Below are 18,870 nucleotides of genomic sequence, written 5' to 3'. Positions count from 1 at the left end.
ATCAGAACTTCAGGCTTGCGCGCACGCCGTAACGGCGGCGGTCGCCGGTGATGCCGAGGTCGGAAGCCGGCAGCCCCGCGAGCGCCAGCGTCGTCTTTTCGATATAGCTTTCGAAATATTCGGTGTTGAAGATGTTGTTCGCGAACAGCGCGACCTCGACCGGGCCGGTGCGGTACGCGATCGACGCATTGGTCAGCCAATAGCTGTCGAGCAGGGTCGGCGTCGTCTGGTTGAGCGTCGCGGCGAGCCTTTTACCCTTGCCGACCAGCCCGGCGCTCAGCGTCAGGTCGCTGTCGCCGCCGGTCTCGATGCGATAGTCGCTCGAAAAGCTGGCGGTCCAGTCGGGCTGGAAGGTCAGCCGGTCGGACGACAGGCGGCGTCCGGTGGTGTTGAAATAGGCGCTGTCATCGACAATCCGCGCGTGCATCCAGGTCAGGCCGCTGCGCAGCGTCCAGTTCTGGACCGGGCGCACCATCGCTTCGAGTTCGACGCCATAGCTTTCGACGTCGCCGGTGTTGAGATCGACGGTGACGAGCCCGCCGCCCGCCGCCGGGGCGATCGAGTTGAGCCCGATATAATCCTTGTAATCGCTGTAGAAGACGGTGGCCGACAGGTTGAGCGCAGGGGTCGCATATTTCACGCCGCCCTCATAGGTCCAGGCCGAGTCACCCTTGTAGGTGCGGGTCGGCGCGGTCGGGGCATTGAAGCCGCCACCGCGATAGCCGCGCGCGACCGACACATAGGTCATAAGGTCGGGCGTCCATTTGCGCGTGATCGACAGCTTCGGCTGCCATTCGTCGGACTGGATTTTTGCGGTGGGGACGAGGCCGCCGGCGGTCGAGGTGCCGAGGATCGCGTTGGTCGTGGTCGAGATCACCGATCCGTTGGCGGTGCGATCCTCATGGTCATAGCGCAGCCCCGCCGCGATCTCCCAGTCGAGGTTCGGCTTCCAGAAGACGGTGCCGAAGGCGGCATAGGTGTCGCCGACATTCTTCGCGGTCGTGTTGCGGACGATGTTGATCGGGCCGAGCAGCGGGTGGACGAGGTTGATCGTGTCCTGGCCGCGCGCGCGGACCATTTCGTTGCTGTAGAAGACGCCGAACAGCGTCGAAAACTGGTCCGACCATTCGCTGTCGAGCCGCGATTCGAGCGTCATCGTGCGCAGGCTGTCGCGCGCGATCGTCCGCACCGTATTATCAGGACCGAAGTCGCCCTCGCCGTCGGGGGTGAAGCCGTTGCGCATGTCATAGGCGCCGATGACGCTGAGCCGCGACCCACCGCCCAGGTCGGCCTCGGCGCGCGCGCTGACGCCGCGATATTTGAAACGCACTTCGTTCAGCGTGTTGAACTGGACATCGCGGCGATAGTCGGTCGGGCCGCTGACCCGCGAATAGGGCACGTTCACCCCGTCGACGCTGTCATAATAGCCCTTGATCGTCAGCGCGAAGCCGTCCGACGGGGTGACCCGCAGCGTCGCGTTGAGGCTGTCGGTGTTGAGCGGGTTGGCGTTGCCGCCGATCACGCTGTTGGTCAGGAAACCGTCCTGCTGGCGGTGCGCCGCGGCGACGCGGAGCGCGACCTTGTCGGTCACGATCGGTCCCGACACCGAACCCGACACCATCCAGCTGTTGTCGGGCCCGGCATAGCTGCCGTTGGCGCGCATTTCGAAATCATTGCCCGGCTGGCGCGTGATGACGTTGATCGCGCCGCCCATCGTGTTCTTGCCGTACAGCGTGCCCTGCGGCCCGCGCAGCACCTCGATGCGCTCGACGTCGAGCAGCGGGTTGTTCAGGTAAGCGGTGTTCGGCTGGTAAATGCCGTCGATGAACAGGCCGACGCCGGGCTGGACCGACTGCACCAGCGTCACGCCGACGCCGCGGATCGACACGAAGGCGCGCCCCGTTCCGTCGCTGTTGATATTGAGGCCGGGCGACAGCACCGCCGCCTCGCGCACCGAATTGAAGCCGCGCGCGACCAGCGTGTCGCCGCTGATCGCGGTGACCGCGATCGGCACGTCGCTCAGCGTCTCGTCGCGCTTGCGTGCGGTGACGACGATGATGCCGTCATCCTCGCCTTCGACAGCGGCCGCAGCGGGCGCTTCCTGTGCATGGACGGGCGCCGCCGCCAGCACGGCGGCCAGCGCGAACGACGAGGCAAAAGCGAAACGGAAGTTGGTCATCTGGCATCATCCCCAAAAGAGGCGGTCATGGCCGCCCTGCGGGAACCTATCTGACAGCTTTTAGACCTATATGAAAGGTCGGCGATTATGCCGATCGGCAGACGGGGTTTGCCGGTGCGGAACGGAATTTATCCGCCCTCGTCACCCCGGGCTCGACCCGGGGTCCCGCTCAGCGACGGTGAATAGCGGGACCCCGGATCAAGTCCGGGGTGACGAAAAAGGCTAGGCTGGCTGCCGGCTGGGCCGGATCACCAACAACTATAGCCCCCATCGGCCAGCACGATGCTCCCGGTCATCAGACTCGCCATGTCCGAAGCGAGGAACAGGATCACCGCCGCCACCTCCTCGGGCTCGCCGAGCCGCGCCTGCGGGGTGCCGTCGATCCAGCGCTTGTACATCTCGCCTTGCTGGTCGGCGAAGGCGTTGAGCGGCGTCGCGATATAGGTCGGCGCGACCGCATTGACGCGCACGCCGCGCGGCGCCCATTCGGCGGCGAGGCTCTTGGTCAGCTGGTGCACCGCCGCTTTCGACGCATTATAATAGCTTTGCGGCTGCGGCCGGTTGACGATGACGCCCGACATCGACCCGACATTGACGATGCTCCCCCGCCCCGCCGCCAGCATATGCCGCCCAAAGGCGCGCGCGCACCAGAAGCTGCCGTTCAAATTGACGTCGAGGACATTCAGCCAATGTTCGTCGGCGACATCCTCGGCTGCGGTTTCGCTGCGCGCGATGCCGGCATTGTTGACCAGGATGTCGATCCGCCCCTCGCGCGCCAGCATCGCGTCGGCGGCGGCGGTCACCGCTGCGCTGTCGGTCACGTCGAGCGTCTCGGCAAAGACCGCATAGCCCTTGGCGGCCAGCTCCGCGACCGCGCGCTCCAGCGCTTCGGCATCGCGGTCGGCGATCGTCACCCGCGCCCCCGCTTCGGCGAGCGCCTCGGCGGCGCAAAAGCCGATCCCCTGCGCGCCGCCGGTGACGAAGGCGCTACGCCCGGTCAGGCGCAATTTGTCGAGATACATCGGCTTACTCCGGAACGAAGGCGGCGGCAGGCATCACCGGCTCGTGGACCGCTTCGCCGCGTTCGAGCTGATAGACCTGCCGGTCGGCGCCAAACTCGCCCCAGGGCAGCGAGCCATCGCGCGCGAAGCCGACCCATATCTGATGCACCCGCTCGGCGAGTTCCTGCGGCGGCGCCTCGCCCGCCAGCCCCTTGGGTCCGGTCGCGGTCGCCAGCGTCTTGAACACAAAGGGCAGCTCGATCCCGTGGCACGCGCCCAACTCGCCGTTGCAGGCGGGCGAGCGCCAGTCGAACTCGTACATCCACGTCCGCCCCTGGTGCACGGCGGCATATTGGCGCGCCGGCCAGCGGAAGACGAGGTCGTTCATCGCATCGGTCAGCGCCTGCCCCGGCCGCACGCCCTTCTGCTTGTAACCATAGGCCATCAGCGCCGCCTTCGCGTCGGGCATCGATCGCCCCAGCAGCCAGCGCGCGAACAGCCCGCCGATCTTCGCGCGCACGCCGGTCGGCACGAAATAAAGGTTCATCTCCTCCGCATTGCTGCCGATCAGTATCTCGACGTCACGCCCCGCGCCCTGGCGCAGCGCATCATGCGGTTTTTCAGGCAATATGTCGTCACCATAGACGGGAATGAAGCGGCTGATCCCGTACACCGGCTCGCGCCCACCCGCATCGCGCAGGTCGATCGCCCAGGGTTTGGCAAGTTTCTCGATGGCGTTCTGCACCATCTCATTGGACACGCTACGAAATCCATCCGCATCGGGCACGATGCGCAGCACCTTCGCCAACTTCCGCACCAAGTGCTGCGCCACCGCAATGTCGCGCACCATCGCCCCATGCCCGCTCTCGATGATCGCGCGGCGGAACAGCCCCTTGGCGAGCGGCGACGTCACAAGGCTGGCGATCGCCATCGCCCCGGCGCTCTCGCCGAAGACGGTGACATTCGCCGCATCGCCGCCAAAGGCCGCGATATTGCGCTGGACCCACCCCAGCGCGAAGATCATGTCGCGCAGACCCAAATTGGTCGGCACGCCCGGCACCGGCAGGAAACCGTCGATTCCCATGCGGTAGTTGATCGCGACGCAGACGGCGCCCGAGCGCGCGAACTCCGCCCCGTCGCTGACCGGCGCATCCTTGCTGCCGACGACAAAACCGCCGCCATGGATGAAGACCATCACCGGCGCGTCCTTCGCCGCGACCGGCGCCCAGATGTTGAGCCGCAGATAATCGCCGTCGCCGCCGTCACTACCATGACCGATCAGCGGGCTCGGGTCGACCATCGGAAAGTCGCTGACGCGGTGCGGCGCAGCCGGACCCGGATCGAGCGCGTCGCGCACCCCGTCCCATGGCGCGGCCGGTTGCGGCAGCTCGAAGCGTTTCGGCGGCGCGGCATAAGGAATGCCGAGATAGCGGACGATGGCGCCATCGGCGGCGCCGCGCACCCCGCCTGCTTCGGTCGCGACGATCATATCGGTGGGAGTCGGTTCGGTCATGCCATCAGGCTAGCATGCGCGCATGACGCGCCGCACCGCCCCATGCTGTGCCTTCCCCCGTTTTGACTATGCCAGTTTTTGGGGGTTCGCCCGACGGGCGTTTACGCCGGCTTGTGGCAGATTTGCAGGAAACCCGCGGCCATGAACGATGCCATCCGCGCCTTGATCGCCTCGAAATCCTCGGACTTGCAGACGCCGCCCGACAATTTGTCGATACGCCCGGTGCGCGCGAGGGTGACCATCAGCGCGCCGGTGACGAAATGATAGCCCCAGAAGATATCGCGCTCGGCGCAGTCGGGCAGCGCTTTCTTGAGCAGGTCGATCAGCCGCAGCACGACCGGGTCGAAATGGCTGTCCATCAAATCGGCGCCCCATTCGGGGGTGTTGGCGACCAAAGCGCCGAGCGCGCCATAATTCTTCCACCCCTCGCCGCCGTGGATATAGAGGTCGAGGTCGGTGTCGAGAAAGGCGTGGAGCGCGCCCTCGACGGTGGGCTTGCCGCCCGCCAGTTTCTCATAATCGTCGAGCGCCTGCATTCGCCGCTCGCTGGTCACCACCGCACGCCGCGCGAAGACCGCATCAAACAGGCTCTTCTTGTCCTCGAAATAATAATTGAGCAGCGTGTGGTGGACGCCGACGCGCTTCGCGACATCCTTCAGCGTGACGCCGTGCAGGCCGTGCTTCGAGAAGAGATATTCGGCCTCGTCGAGCATCTGCTCCATGGTTTCGGCGCGCTGTTCCGCCTTGGTCGACCGCCGGCGCGTTTTTGGCTCGTCTGCCACTGGTACCAATTCCGATCCCTGTTCCCCGGCGCCCCGCGCCGCCGCCCGCTCAACCCGTTCCATGCTCGGTCCGCAAGCGAATCTTATCGATTTTTCCGGTCGGCGCCAGCGGCATGGCGGCGAGCCGCACCACCGCATCGGGAATCCACCAGGGCGCGACACGCCCCGCGAGCGGCGCGAGCAGCGCCGCGTCGTCGATCTCCTCGCCACCGCGCATCTCGACCAGCAGCACCGGGCGCTCGCCCCATTTGGCGTCCTGCCGCCCGATCACGGCCGCGAGAGATACCTGCGGCAAGGCCCCCACCACCGCCTCGATCTCGGCGGGGTTGATCCATTCGCCGCCCGACTTGATCAGGTCCTTGGCGCGGCCGGTGATGATGAGGTTGCCCTTGCCGTCGATGCGCGCGAGATCGCCGGTCGGGAACCAACCCTCGGCATCGGTCGCGGGGGCCTCCTCGCCGAAATAGCGGTCGACCACCGCCGCGCCGCGCACATGAAGATGCCCCTCGCCGCCACGCTGCTCGGCCAGCGGCGTGCCGCCCGCGTCGGTCAGCCGCAGGTCGACCCCGATCGCGGGACGCCCCGACACCGCTGCATTTCGCAAAGGATCATCGGGCGGCGCAATCACGCCGAGCGGCGACAATTCGGTCATGCCCCAGCTCGTCTGGATGGTGACGCCGAGCCGCTTTTCGAGCCGCTCCATCAGCGCCGGCGCCATCGGCGCGCCGCCGACGATCAGGCGTTTGAGCGACGGCAATTCGCCGCCCACCGTCTCGAGATGCTCGACGAGGCCGAGCCACACTGTCGGCACCCCGACGCCGATCGTCACCCCCTCGGCGGCGATCAGCCGCGCGAGGCTGGCGCCGTCGGCCATGCGTCCCGGCAACACCAGCTTGCCGCCGACCGCAGGCAGCGCAAAGGGCAGCCCCCAGGCATTGGCATGGAACATCGGCACCACCGCGAGCACCGCATCGCGGCCGGTGAAGGCCATCACATCGGCCTGCAAAGAGCGTAGCGTGTGGAGAAAGCTGCCGCGATGCGTATAGGTCACCCCCTTGGGTGCACCGGTGGTGCCCGAGGTGAAGCAGAGGCCCGCAGGTGCCGTTTCGGAAAAATCGCCCCAGACCGCGCCGCCCGGCGCATCGGCGATCAGGCTTTCGAGCTCGGCGACCGGCACGCTCGTACCGCCCTCGCCCGCCTCGCCGTCGATCAGCAACAGCCGCTCGATCGCCGGCGCACGCTCGGCGATCAGCTTGGCCAGCGGCAACAGGTCTGCGCTCGCGACCAATATCTTCGCACCCGATTGCACCGCCATCGATGCGAGTTGCGGCCCGGTGAGCCGCGGATTGAGCGTGTGGCAAACCGCGCCCATGCCCATCACGGCGTACCAAAGCTCGACATGTGCCGCGCTGTTCCACGCCAGCGTCGCGACGCGGTCGCCCTGCCCGATGCCGAAGCCGCCGAGCAGCGACGAGATGGCGAGGCTCCGTTCCCGCAGCGCCGCATAGCTGATGCGCGCCACGCTGCCGTCCTCGCGCGCGCTCACCACCTCGGCCTCGCCATGCCAGCGCGCGGCATGGTCGAGGAAGCGGTTCAAGGTCAGCGGATAATCCTGCATGCTGCCGTCGATCATGGACAATCGGTACCCTTGACCAGCACCGGCGAGAGGATGCCGGTGTTCCAGTTCCACGGCAGGTTGCCCGCAGCGCGGCGGCGGCACATCGCCGCTTCGTGCAGCTTGTACATGCCCGGCATCAACCGCGCGCCAGCACGTGGCACATCGGCGAAGGCGAGAAACGCCGCGTCGCTGCCATAGGGCTTCCACACCGCCTGCCCCGCCGTTTCGGGCTTGCCTGTCTTGGCAAACGACACCCAATAGTCGCCCATCGCGGCGGCAAAGCGCTTTTCAGCCACCGTGTCGGGGATCTTCGGCCAATAGGGCGGCGTGTCGGTCGCGGTGCCGAACACATAAGGAATCTCGGCGGCGTGAAAGCCGTGCAGCCCCGCCTCGCTCGTCGCCGGATAGCCATGGTCGAACAGATAGAGATAGGCGTTCTGCCCCAGCGCGCTCTGCTTGATCGCGAGCCGCTCGGAGGTCCAGCCATAGAGCGCATCGCGCGTGGTCGCGATCACCGCTTCATTCAGGTCCTTCGCCGGATAGAGCTTGAGCCAGCCATCGGCGAGGTCGCCATAGCGCTGGCGGATCGCTCCCTCATAGACTGCGGCATTGGCGGGCGCGGGCGGCGCGAGCATACGCAGCGAGCGGATCTCGCCGATATTGAACCCCGCGATCATCGGCACCGGCGCTTGTTCGCCGCGATCGAAGCTGTCTACGAGCTGGCGCGGCAGGACCTTGCCGTCGACAGTGCCCCAGGGGAAATAGCCGGCCTTGAGCGCGCCGTCGTTCAGCGCACTCGCATCCATCGCGCGCAGCGCCGCAAGGTCGGCGGCGCCGAGCGCGGCGGCGACCTTGGTCCCCATCGTCTCGGCGGGAATTTCGCCATGCCGCGCCTCGCGCAGCGACGGGGTCGAGATCATATAGGCGCTTTGCGCGATCGCCTTGTGGAACAGCCCGCGCGCCTTGGGCGCGGTCATCAGATACATGACGCTCAGCGCCCCTGCGGACTCGCCCGCGATCGTGACATTGCCCGCATCGCCGCCGAAGGCGCCGATATTGGCCTTCACCCACTCGAGCGCCGCAATCTGGTCGAGCAGCCCGTAATTGCCCGACACGCCATCGGGCGATTCTTTGCTGAGCTCGGGGTGCGCCAGATAGCCGAGCGCGCCGAGCCGGTAATTGATCGACACGACCACCGCGCCGCGCGCGGCAAGCTTGGCGCCGTCGTACATGCCCTCATGGCTATACCCGTTGGTCAGCGCCCCGCCGTGGATCCAAACGATCACCGGCGCGCCTTTGACCGCTTCGGGCGCCCAGATGTTGAGCGTCAGACAGTCTTCCGAGACCTTGGCAGGCGGGTTGGTGTAGATACCGATCGCGGTCGGGCGCGGCTGGATGCAGGCGGCGCCAAAGCTCTGCGCCTTGCGCACGCCGGGCCATGCCGGCAGCGCCACCGGCGGTTTCCAGCGCAACGAGCCGACAGGCGGCTGGGCGAAGGGAATGCCCTTGAACACGCGCAGCTTGCCGACCGCCTTGCCCTCGACCGATCCGGCGGGGGTGTCGACCACCGGCGCGGCGGCGATGGCGGGCGTCGCCACCAGCACCGCGGCGGCGAGCAGCATAGATGTCTTTTTCATGCTGAAGCCTCCTCGCGGCGCAGACGCCGTGCGAGCCAGAGAAAGAGCGCGATCGCGACGAGGTAGAAAGGCGTCAGCGTATAGAGCGCGGTCTGCAACCCATGCGCGTCGCCCTGCGCCTTGAACCAGTCGCTCGCGAAACCCACCCAGGTCGGCCCGAGCCCCAGCCCGATGAAATTCATAATCAGCAGCAGCAGCGCCCCCGACAGCACGCGCTGGTTGGGCTTCACTTCCTCCTGCACCAGCGCGACCGATGCCGAGAGGTAGAAATAGTTGAAGACCATCACCACGGTCAGCAGCGCGAGCGCCAGCGGCCAGCCCGGCGCCCAGACGAAACCGATGTAGAAGGGCATCGCGACGACCAGCGACAGCGCCGGAGCGATCGCATAGCCGGCGCGCGATTTTTTCACCATGCGGTCGATCACCCGCCCCGACACGATCATCCCGCCGCCCATGCCGACGAGCAGCACCAGCGCGTACCAGACCGCGACGTCGCCCAGCTCCATGCCCTTTTCGCGCATCAGGAACAGCACTGCGAAATTGCCGAGGCCGTATGTCACGAACTGCGTGGCACCGCTGCCCAGCGCCGCGAGCATCAGCACGGGGTGAGAGAGGAACATCCGCACCGTCGGCCAGAACTCCGCCTTGTCGTCCGCAGACGCACTCGAAGCCGGCGCCGCAACATCGGTCGCGCCGCGCGTCGGCTCGCGCACCGTCAGCCAGACGGCGAGCGCGGTGACGATGCCGATGACACCGACCGTAATAAAGGGGATGCGCCAGCCGAAATGCTCGGCGATCGCGGCGCCGAACGCTACCCCCGCCGCCGCGCCGATCGCCGGGCCGAGGTTGAAGATACCCAGCGCCGCCGCGCGCTTGCCCGGCGGATAGGTGTCGGTGATGATCGCATAGGAGGGCGGCACGCCCCCCGCCTCACCAAAGCCGACGACCATCCGCGCGATCGCGAGCTGCGTGTAATTGCTCGCCATTCCGCACGCCACCGTCGCCCCGCTCCACACCGCGCAGGCGAGCGACAGCACCCGGACGCGGCTCGTCCGGTCGGCGAACCAGCCGACCGGAATCGCGATGAAGCAGTAGAACATCGCGAAATAGAGCCCGCTGATCAGCCCGAGTTGGCCGTCCGTAATCTTCAGCGCGTCCTGGATCGGCTTGGCCAGGATCGACAGCAGCTGCCGGTCGAGGAAGTTCAGCACATAGACGAAGCAGAGCATCCCCAGCACAAAGCCGGGCCGCGCAGCCGGCTTCGTGGCGGATGGCGAGAGCGTGCCGGCCAACATGGCTTAGAGGCTGTAGCCGAGGCGGATGCCGAAGGTGCGCGGCCGCATCGTGCCGAAGCGGCTGACGAGGAAGGCTTCGGGATGGATGTAGGTGATCGAATGATCGTCGAAGAGGTTTTCGACATAAAGCTGCGCCGACAGATCGCCCTTCTTCAGGCCCAGGCTCATGTTGACGTTGCTATAGGCATCGGTCTTGCCGAAGGTCGACAGCGGCAGGTTCGGATTGCCCGGCGTGTTCGGAAAGCTGCTGTTATACGCACCGATATGCTGCGCATTGACCGCGAGCATCGCATCGACATCGGACCCGATCTTGAAATTATACGACATGTAAGCCGACCCCTGGATGCGCGGCGCCGACAGCCGGTGGCCGAGTACTGCGCCCGAAATCGCCGCTTCGGCGGGCGACAGCCTGGTGATCTTGCTGTCATTATAGGCGCCGTTGAACCCGATCGTCACCCCGGTCGCGGGGATCACATTGACCTCGAACTCGAAACCCTTGCTGCGCGCCGCGCCGATGTTGGTCGCGAACTGCACCGAGTCTGACACGCGGTTTGCCTGCGCCTGAATATTGCTCCAGTCGATCAGGTAGAAAGCCGTGTTGATCGACACGCGACCGCCGAGCCAGCGCCCCTTGGCGCCGATCTCATAGCTTTTCAGGCTATCCGACGTCGCGCCGAAGGGGATGATGATGTCGTTCGGATCGACGAGACTCGCGGCGCCCGCCCGCGCGTTGACGATCGGGGCGCGAAACCCGGTCGAGAAGGTCGCATAGGTGGTGAGGCTGTCGCTCGGCTTGAAGGTCGCGCTGGCCTTCCACGACGGCTTCGATCCCTTGGCCTTGATGCCTTCGGCCGCCGCATAGGGGGTGAAGGTGGTGAAGTTGGTCGGAATACCGAACAGGGCATAGGTGTAATAGTTGAAGCCGGCGGCGGTGGCGAGATAGCCCCCCGCCTCGGCAAAGCTCTGCGCTGCGGTCTCGCCATAGCGCACGCCGCCGGTCAGCCAGAATTTGTCGGAAAAGCGATAGGTCAGCTCACCGAAACCCGCGACTTCGGTGCTTTTCGAATGGGTGTAGAGCTTCTGGAAATATTTGTCGGGCAGCCCGGTCAGGCCGCGCGCCGCGAGGAAGTCGAGGTTCGAGCGATAGAGGAAATCGACGTCGCGGCGACGGTTGAGGTAGAAACCGCCGACCACAAACTCGAGCGGACCGTCGAAGGTTGAGGCGAGCCGCGTTTCCTGCACGAACACCTTGTCATAGCCATCGGCGTCGAGCCCGAAGGCGATCGGCGCGCCGGGGAAGGAACCCGGCGCGAAGGTGCCGGCAAGGTCGACGTAGAAACGCTGGTCGAAATCCGAATAGGTCGACGAGCTGGTGAGCTTGGCGAAATCAAATTCATAGTCGATCGTCGCGTTGGCGATCGCCTGCTTGCCGGTGAAGCGGTCGGGCTCGTCCGAAATGCGCTTGTTGCGCCCGAGGCCGGGGCTGGTCAGCGAGCTGTCCTTGGGATTGCTATATTCGTAGCTGCCGAGCAGTTTGACCGACAGCCGGTCGGTCGGACGCCACAGCAGCACCAGCCGCCCGCCATAATCGACCAGCGTGTTGGAATTATGGACCCCGGTCCCGACATTATCGAGATAGCCTTCCTCGTGCCGGTAGAAACCGACCGCACGCACCGCGAGCCGGTCCTCAACGAGCGGCACATTGACCATCGCATTGTAACGCTGGCGGATCGAGTCCGACCCCGTCAGCCCGAAATCGACCAGCGCCGCAGTATCGAAATCATTGAGGTCGGGGCTTTTCTGCAGGATACGCATCGCGCCCGACAGCGAACCCGATCCGAACAAAGTTCCCTGCGGCCCGCGCAGGAATTCGACGCGCTCGACGTCGAACAAATTGGGGTCGACCACCGTCGTGTTGCCGATCGTCGAAACCGGTAGTTCGTCGATATAGATGGCGACCGAACTTTGCAGGTTGGCGTTATAGCCGTTGGTCGCGATGCCGCGTGCGGTGAAATTGTTGAAGTTGGCGGTCGGCTTGTTGAGCACGACCCCCGGCGTCTCGCGGCCGATGCCCTCATAACCGACGATGCCCTTTTCGGTCAGCTCTTCCTGCGAAAAGGCCGAGATGCTGATCGGCACGTCCTGAATGCGCTCGGCGCGGCGCGTCGCGGTGACGATGATGTCGCTTTCGCTGTCGTCCGGTTCCGCCGCCTTGGGCGCGGCGCCCCCGGCATCCTGTGCCATCGCGATGGTCGGAACGGTAAACAGCGCGCCCGCACAAACGGACGCCAAGAAGATTGCCTTCATCCTATCTCTCCCAGCACGCGCCGATCGGGTGTCGGCGTCATGCGGTTTATGACGCTGCTTCGCACGCGAGTCAATATTCACTCTCTTGTGTGTGAATATTATTGAGAAAGGGCGTTTCCGTGTGAAGTTGGGCGGAAATCCGGCGGGAAATGGCGCAATGGCGCGGCGCGACGAAGGGCGCAGCAGAACTGCCCCTCCGCTGTGCCGGGGTTCCGGCTTTAGTGGTCCGAAGCCCCCGCCGCGCCGATTCCCGTTTCGGCGCGGACGCGCTGCGCCGGGTAGCCTGCCCGGTCGACCGCTGCGCGCCCACTCTTGTCGGCGAGCGAAACGAGCCAGATCGCCAGGAAGGCGGCGGGCATCGAGAAGATCGTCGGCGAGCTGTACGGAAAGACCGGGTCGGCATAGCCGAGCACCGCAACCCAGATCGCCGGCGACAATATCGTCAGCACCAGCGCGAGCAGCACCCCCACGAAACCGCCGATCACAACGCCGCGCGTCGTGCACCCGCTCCACAGCAGCGACATCACCAGCACCGGGAAATTGCCCGACGCCGCGAGCGCGAAGGCCAGGCTGACCATGAAGGCGACATTCTGCTTCTCGAACGCGATGCCGAGCAGGATCGCGAGGATCGCCAACACCGGCACCGTATAGCGCGACACCTTGAGCTCGTCGGCCGAGTTGGCCTGCCCCTGCTTGATGATCGACGCATAGATGTCGTGCGACACCGCCGACGCTCCCGACAAGGTCAGCCCTGCGACCACCGCGAGGATCGTCGCGAAGGCGACCGCGCTGACGATGCCGAGAAAGATGTCGCCGCCGATCGCCGAGGCGAGGTGGATCGCCGCCATATTGCCGCCACCCTTCAGCGTTCCGTCGGGCATCAGATAGTCGGGGTTCGACGCAACGAAGGTGATCGCGCCGAAGCCGATGATGAAGGTCAGGATATAGAAATAGCCGATCCACCCGGTCGCCCACAGCACCGACTTGCGCGCTTCCTTGGCGTCGGGGACGGTGAAGAAGCGCATCAAGATATGCGGCAGCCCCGCGGTCCCGAACATCAGCGCCATGCCGAAGCTGATCGCCGACAGCGGGTCCTTGATGAAGCCGCCCGGCCCCATGATCGACAGGCCCTTCGCCGCCGCCTCCGCAGGGGTCGCCCCCGCCGACGCGGCAAGACCGGTCTTGACCTCGACCGCCTTGGCGAACAGCGCCTCGGGCGAAAAGCCGAATTGCCACAGCACCGCGAACGCCATGAAGGTCGCGCAGCCGAGCAGCATCACCGCCTTGATGATCTGGACCCAGGTCGTCGCGATCATGCCGCCGAACAGCACATAACAGGTCATCAGCGCGCCGACGATCAGCACCGCATAGGTGTAGGGCAAGCCGAACAGCAATTTGATCAGCTGCCCCGCGCCGACCATCTGCGCGATCAGGTAAAAGAGGACGACCGCCAGCGTGCTGAACGCCGCGAACAGCCGCACCGGGGTCTGTGCGAAGCGGAAACTCGCAACGTCGGCGAAGGTGTAGCGGCCGAGGTTGCGCAGCCGTTCGGCGAGCAGGAAGAGCAGGATCGGCCAGCCGACGAGGAAGCCGGTCGAATAGATCAGCCCGTCATAACCGTCGGCAAAAATCTGCGCCGAAATGCCGAGGAAGGATGCCGCCGACATATAGTCGCCGGCGATCGCCAGCCCGTTCTGGAACCCGGTGATGCCGCCGCCGGCGGTGTAGAAATCGGACGCGCTGCGCACCCGCCCGGCCGCCCAGCGCGTGATACCGAGCGTTGCCAGCACGAAGGCCGAGAACATCAGGATCGCGGGCCAGTTCGCCGCCTGTTGCTCGGTCTGGCCGGTCAGCGCATCGGCCGCCGCGACCGCCGGCCAGCCGAGCGCGGCGAGGATCAGCGCGGTGCGCGTGATCGGAAAGCGGCTCATGCGCCATAATCCTTGCGCAGTGCGTCGAGATCGCGGTCGAAGACCTTGTTGGCGCGGCGAACATAAAGCGCAGTGAGCAATATGCCCGCGACGATCACCCCGAGCCCGAGCGGAATGCCGAGCGAGGTCACGCCATTGCCAAGCGGCCAAGCGAGGATATGCGGTTCAAAAGCGATCAGCAGGATATAGCCGAAATAAATGACCAGCATGACGATCGTCAGCCGCCAGCCAAAACGCGACCGCGTCGTTACCAGCCGCTGATAGCGTTCGTCAGCCTCGATAGCCTGCGACCCGGCGGCGGCTTCTGCCCCCTGCCCCTCTCCCCGTTGTTCCAAACCGTGTCTCCCGTTGGTTGCAACAGCTATGCGGGTGCCGGACGCGAAACCCAAGCGCTTAATCGGGGCGCCACTCCGAAGCCAGCACCCCGTCCGGGCCGAACAACGCCTGACGCGCATCGGGAGCAGCCGCTGCCGCGCGCAATCGATCGGCAAGCGGGTCGTCGACGGGATGCTCCCCGCCCTGCAGGAAAGCGATCCAGGCATCGACAGCGACCCCGAGCGAGGGACAGCGCCCACCGCGCCGCTGGTGCCATGCGAGCGTCTCCAGCCAGCGCTGCGGGATCTTCTGGCTGCCGTCCATCGCGATCTGGATCAGCCGGTGATGCAGCGCCGGATTGGCGAAACGCTCGAGCAGCGCGTCGGCATAGGCGGCAAGATCCTGCCCCGGCTCGGCGTCGATCGTCGGCGCGGCTTCATCGCGCATCAGCGTCTCGATCAGCGGACGGATCGCGGGATCGGCGATCGCCTGGTGCACAAACTCATGCCCCTTCCCCAGCCCGATATAGGCGAGCGCCGAATGCGCGCCGTTGAGCATCCGCAGCTTGGCGGTTTCATAGGGCGCGACGTCGGCCACCAGTTCGGCGCCGACCGCCTCCCAGCGCGGACGCGGACCGGCGAAATCATCCTCGATCACCCACTGGCTGAAGCCCTCGGTGACCACCGCGCCTTCGTCGCGCACGCCAAGTTCGCCTTCGATCGCGGCGCGGTCGGCCTCGGTCGTTGCGGGGACGATGCGGTCGATCATCGTCGCGGGGCATCGGCATTCGCCGTCGAACCAGTCGACGATGTCGCGATGTTCGGCGGCGAGATATTCACGCATCAGGCGGCGCAATACCGCGCCATTGTTCGCGAGATTGTCACAACTGAGCAGGGTGAGCCCGGGCAGCCCTGCCGCACACCGCGCCGCTAGCGCCGCGCCGACGAAGCGATAGAGGCTCGCGCTCGCCCGCGCCGCATCGATATCGAGCGAGCCGTCGGCAGCGCGCAAATAACCCTTCTCGGTCACGGTGAAGCTGACGATATGCGTCGCCGGCGCCGCGATGGCGTCGATCACGGCCTGCGGGTCTTCGGAGGCGACGAGCACCTGCTGCACCGCGCCGATGACCCGCAGACTACTGCCGGCCACGCTGCGCGTCGCCACGGTGTAGAGCCCGCCCTGCGGGTTCAGTTGCGCCGCGACATCGCCCGAGCGCAGCGACACCCCGACGATGCCCCAGTCGCGGTCGCCCGCGCCCATCGCGTCGTCGGTATAGACCGCCTGATGCGCCCGGTGGAACGCGCCGATACCGATATGCACGATGCCCGCCGCTTGGCGCTCGCGGTCGTAAGCCGGCCGCCCGATCGATGGGGGCAGGACGGTGTCGGCCGCGAGTCTCACAGCTTGTACGCGGCCTTGGCGAGATTATAGCTGAGGTCGGTCACGAGTTCGGCGGCCTCCCATTCCTCCATGCGGTGCTCGGCGACGAGCTGCGCCAGGAAACCGCAGTCGATCCGCCGCGCGACGTCGTGCCGCGCCGGGATCGACAGAAAGGCGCGCGTGTCGTCGTTGAAGCCGACGGTGTTGTAGAAACCCGCGGTTTCGGTGACCTGATTGCGGAAGCGGCGCATCCCCTCGGGACTATCGTGGAACCACCAGGCGGGGCCCAGCTTGAGCGCCGGATAATGGCCCGCCAGCGGCGCGAGTTCGCGCGCATAGCTCGTCTCGTCAAGCGTGAAGAGGATGATCGTCAGCCCCGCCGCATTGCCATAGCGCCCCAACAGCGGGCGCAGCGCATGGACATAATCGGTGCCGGTCGGAATATCGGCGCCCTTGTCGCGGCCATAATGGTCGAACAACCAGGGGTTGTGATTGCGGAAGGCGCCGGGGTGGATCTGCATCACCAGCCCGTCGTCGACGCTCATCCCCGCCATCACCGTCAGCATATGGGCGCGGAACAATTCGGCGTCGGCGGCGCTGACCTCGCCGCGCGTCACCCGCGCGAACAGCGCCTCCGCCTCGGTGCGCGTCAGGTCGGCGGTCGCGGCGGTCGGATGGCCATGGTCGGTCGATGTCGCGCCCATCTCGGCAAAGAAAGCGCGGCGGTTGCGATGCGCGGCGAGATAGCCCGCATAGCCATAGGCGTCCTCGCCGCTCAGTTCGGAGAAGCGCGCCAGATTGGCGCAAAAACCTTCGAACTCGGGGTCGACCACCGGATCGGGACGATAGGCGGTGATCACCCTGCCCGCCCACTCGCCGCTCGCATTGGCGGCGCGGATCGCGCCATGATGCTCGAGCGTATCGAGCGGGCTTTCGGTGGTCGCGATCACCTCGATCCCGAAGCGGTCGAACAGCGCGCGCGGGCGGAAGGCGTCGGTCGCCAGCGCCTCGGTGATACGGTCGTAATAGAGGTCCGACGTCGCGCCCTCGAACTGCACGTCGATGCCGAACGCCTCCGCGAACACCCAGTCCATCCACATCCGCGACGGGGTGCCGCGGAACAGATGATAGCGTTCGGCGAACAGCCGCCAGCTCTCGCGCGGGTCGGCTTGCGCGTTGCGAATGCCGAGCGCGTCGAGCGACACGCCCTGCGAATAGAGCATCCGGAACACATAATGATCGGGATGCAGCAGCAGCTCGGCGGCGTTGCCGAAGGGCGCATCGCCCGCGAACCAACGCGGGTCGGTGTGGCCGTGCGGGCTGATGATCGGCAGATCGGCGACCTCGGCATAGAGCCGCCGCGCAATGTCGCGCTGTCCCGGGTCCGACGGGAACAGGCGATCGGGATTCAGGATCAGCGGACGGGTCATGGGCGGACAGCCTCGCTTTCCACGGTGACCGGCGCGAGCTTCGGGCTGAGGAGGTGGATGGCCAGCACCGCGATGAAATAGGTGACGGTGCAGGCGGCAAAGATGATCGTATAATTGCCGCCCGTCGCATCGAGCACGAGCCCGGTCGACTTGGCCATGATCATGCCGCCGACGCCGCCCATGAACCCGCCGAGCCCGATCACCGACCCCACCGCGCGCTTCGGGAACATGTCGGGCGGGATCGACAGGATCGTCGACGAGAAAGCCTGATGCCCCGCCAGCGCGATGCCGATCAGCACCACCGCGAGCCACATATTCTCCAGACCCGTGACAAACAGCAAGGGCAGGACGCAGCAGCCGGCGCCGAGCATCGTGATCTTGCGCGCAAAATTGACGCTGCGGCCGCGCTGGATCAGCTTCGACGACACCCAGCCGCCCAGAATGCTGCCGACATCGGACAGCAGATACATGATGATCATCGGCAACAGCACGATTTTCAGGTCGACGTTGTACGTCGTGCTGAAATATTTGGGCAACCAGAACAGCATCAGGAACCACACCGGGTCGGTCAGGAATTTGCCGATCGCAAAGGCCCAGGCTTCGCGCTTGGTGACGATCTTGTTCCAGCCGAGGCGTTCGATCTTTTCGGGCGGATCATGCTCGATCCACGCCAGTTCAGCCTCGCTGACCTTGCCGCTCTCGCGCGGATTGCTGTACAGCCACAGCCACAGCACGAGCAGGATCACCCCGAAAGCGCCGGTGTAGATAAAGGTCTGGCGCCAGTCGAAGCCCAGATAACGCATGAAGAAGGCGATCGTTGGCGCGGTCAGGATCACGCCGATCGTCGTCGCGCTGTTGACCCAGCCGATCGCATAGGCGCGTTCCTTCTGCGGAAACCATTCGCTCGACGCGCGCACGACCGAAGGAAAATGCCCCGCTTCGCCGATGCCGAGGACGACGCGCGCCAGCATGAAGGAGACGACCGACGAGGCAAAGCCGTGGGCGACATGGCCGACGGTCCAGATCGAAATCGCGATCGCGTATCCGACCTTGGGCCCGAAGCGGTCGATCAGCCAGCCCATCAGCAGGAAACCCATCGCATAGGCCGCCTGAAACGCCGTGACGATGTTGCCATAATCATTCTCGGACCAGCCGAGATCCTTGCCGAGCACCGGGGCGAGCAGGCCCAGCATCGTCCGGTCGATATAGTTGACCGTCGTCGCGGCAAAAAGCAGCGCGATGATCAGCCAGCGATATCGCCCCGTCCGGGGTACCGGCGGCGCCGACCCTCCGTCCGCGATTGCCTGTGCCATGTCACTCTCCCGTTATCGGCTCTTTTGAGCCTTGTGCCTGACTAGCCTGTAATGCTGCAGCGGACGCGGATTTTTCCGTCGAACAGCGCCTCGGCGCTCTGGCCGGGGCGAATTTCGTGCACCCCGGTGATCGCCCCCGCTGACACCCAGGTGCCGGGCGGGATCGCGA

The 18,870-nt window shown here is 65.9% G+C and carries 13 protein-coding genes; all 13 read right to left on the bottom strand.

Going from position 1 to position 18,870, the window contains the following annotated elements:
* Nucleotide 1 precedes the first annotated feature (1 nt).
* Nucleotides 2–2,179, bottom strand: a complete 2,178-nt coding sequence (locus ACREB7_RS00065; protein ID WP_431590261.1) for a TonB-dependent receptor — start codon at nt 2,177–2,179, stop codon at nt 2–4.
* Between the two features lie 248 nt (nt 2,180–2,427).
* Nucleotides 2,428–3,201: an SDR family NAD(P)-dependent oxidoreductase gene (locus ACREB7_RS00060; RefSeq protein WP_431590260.1), complete on the bottom strand. Its 774-nt coding sequence runs from the start codon at nt 3,199–3,201 to the stop codon at nt 2,428–2,430.
* Between the two features lie 4 nt (nt 3,202–3,205).
* The gene (locus ACREB7_RS00055) at nt 3,206–4,693 is read right to left on the bottom strand and encodes a carboxylesterase/lipase family protein (protein WP_431590259.1); all 1,488 of its coding nucleotides are present in this window, start codon (nt 4,691–4,693) and stop codon (nt 3,206–3,208) included.
* A 101-nt stretch (nt 4,694–4,794) separates the two neighbouring features.
* A complete protein-coding gene (locus ACREB7_RS00050; protein ID WP_431590258.1) occupies nt 4,795–5,475 on the bottom strand; it encodes a TetR/AcrR family transcriptional regulator in 681 nt (226 codons plus the stop codon).
* A gap of 49 nt (nt 5,476–5,524) precedes the next feature.
* Nucleotides 5,525–7,108: an AMP-binding protein gene (locus tag ACREB7_RS00045; protein ID WP_431590257.1), complete on the bottom strand. Its 1,584-nt coding sequence runs from the start codon at nt 7,106–7,108 to the stop codon at nt 5,525–5,527.
* The gene (locus ACREB7_RS00040) at nt 7,105–8,730 is read right to left on the bottom strand and encodes a carboxylesterase/lipase family protein (protein ID WP_431590256.1); all 1,626 of its coding nucleotides are present in this window, start codon (nt 8,728–8,730) and stop codon (nt 7,105–7,107) included. Before ACREB7_RS00040 ends, ACREB7_RS00045 begins: the two co-directional genes overlap by 4 nt.
* Nucleotides 8,727–10,025, bottom strand: a complete 1,299-nt coding sequence (locus tag ACREB7_RS00035; RefSeq protein ID WP_431590255.1) for a spinster family MFS transporter — start codon at nt 10,023–10,025, stop codon at nt 8,727–8,729. Before ACREB7_RS00035 ends, ACREB7_RS00040 begins: the two co-directional genes overlap by 4 nt.
* Before the next feature lie 3 nt (nt 10,026–10,028).
* On the bottom strand, nt 10,029–12,332 hold the full coding sequence (locus ACREB7_RS00030) for a TonB-dependent receptor (RefSeq protein ID WP_431590254.1): 2,304 nt from the start codon (nt 12,330–12,332) through the stop codon (nt 10,029–10,031).
* Nucleotides 12,333–12,550: 218 nt separating this feature from the next.
* Nucleotides 12,551–14,263, bottom strand: a complete 1,713-nt coding sequence (locus ACREB7_RS00025; RefSeq protein ID WP_431590253.1) for a cation acetate symporter — start codon at nt 14,261–14,263, stop codon at nt 12,551–12,553.
* The gene (locus ACREB7_RS00020; RefSeq protein ID WP_431590252.1) at nt 14,260–14,598 is read right to left on the bottom strand and encodes a DUF485 domain-containing protein; all 339 of its coding nucleotides are present in this window, start codon (nt 14,596–14,598) and stop codon (nt 14,260–14,262) included. Before ACREB7_RS00020 ends, ACREB7_RS00025 begins: the two co-directional genes overlap by 4 nt.
* Before the next feature lie 58 nt (nt 14,599–14,656).
* Entirely contained in the window at nt 14,657–15,979 is a 1,323-nt protein-coding gene (locus ACREB7_RS00015; RefSeq protein ID WP_431590251.1) for a mannitol dehydrogenase family protein, read from the bottom strand.
* A complete protein-coding gene (gene uxaC, locus ACREB7_RS00010) occupies nt 15,976–17,388 on the bottom strand; it encodes a glucuronate isomerase (protein WP_431590250.1) in 1,413 nt (470 codons plus the stop codon). Before uxaC ends, ACREB7_RS00015 begins: the two co-directional genes overlap by 4 nt.
* Nucleotides 17,385–18,701, bottom strand: coding sequence for an MFS transporter (locus ACREB7_RS00005; RefSeq protein WP_431590249.1), 1,317 nt, complete (start codon nt 18,699–18,701; stop codon nt 17,385–17,387). Before ACREB7_RS00005 ends, uxaC begins: the two co-directional genes overlap by 4 nt.
* Between the last annotated feature and the right edge of the window lie 169 nt (nt 18,702–18,870).

The organism is Sphingopyxis sp. (assembly GCF_050725615.1).
Classification (GTDB): Bacteria; Pseudomonadota; Alphaproteobacteria; order Sphingomonadales; family Sphingomonadaceae; genus Sphingopyxis.
This window is presented reverse-complemented; position numbering and strand designations above follow the sequence as displayed.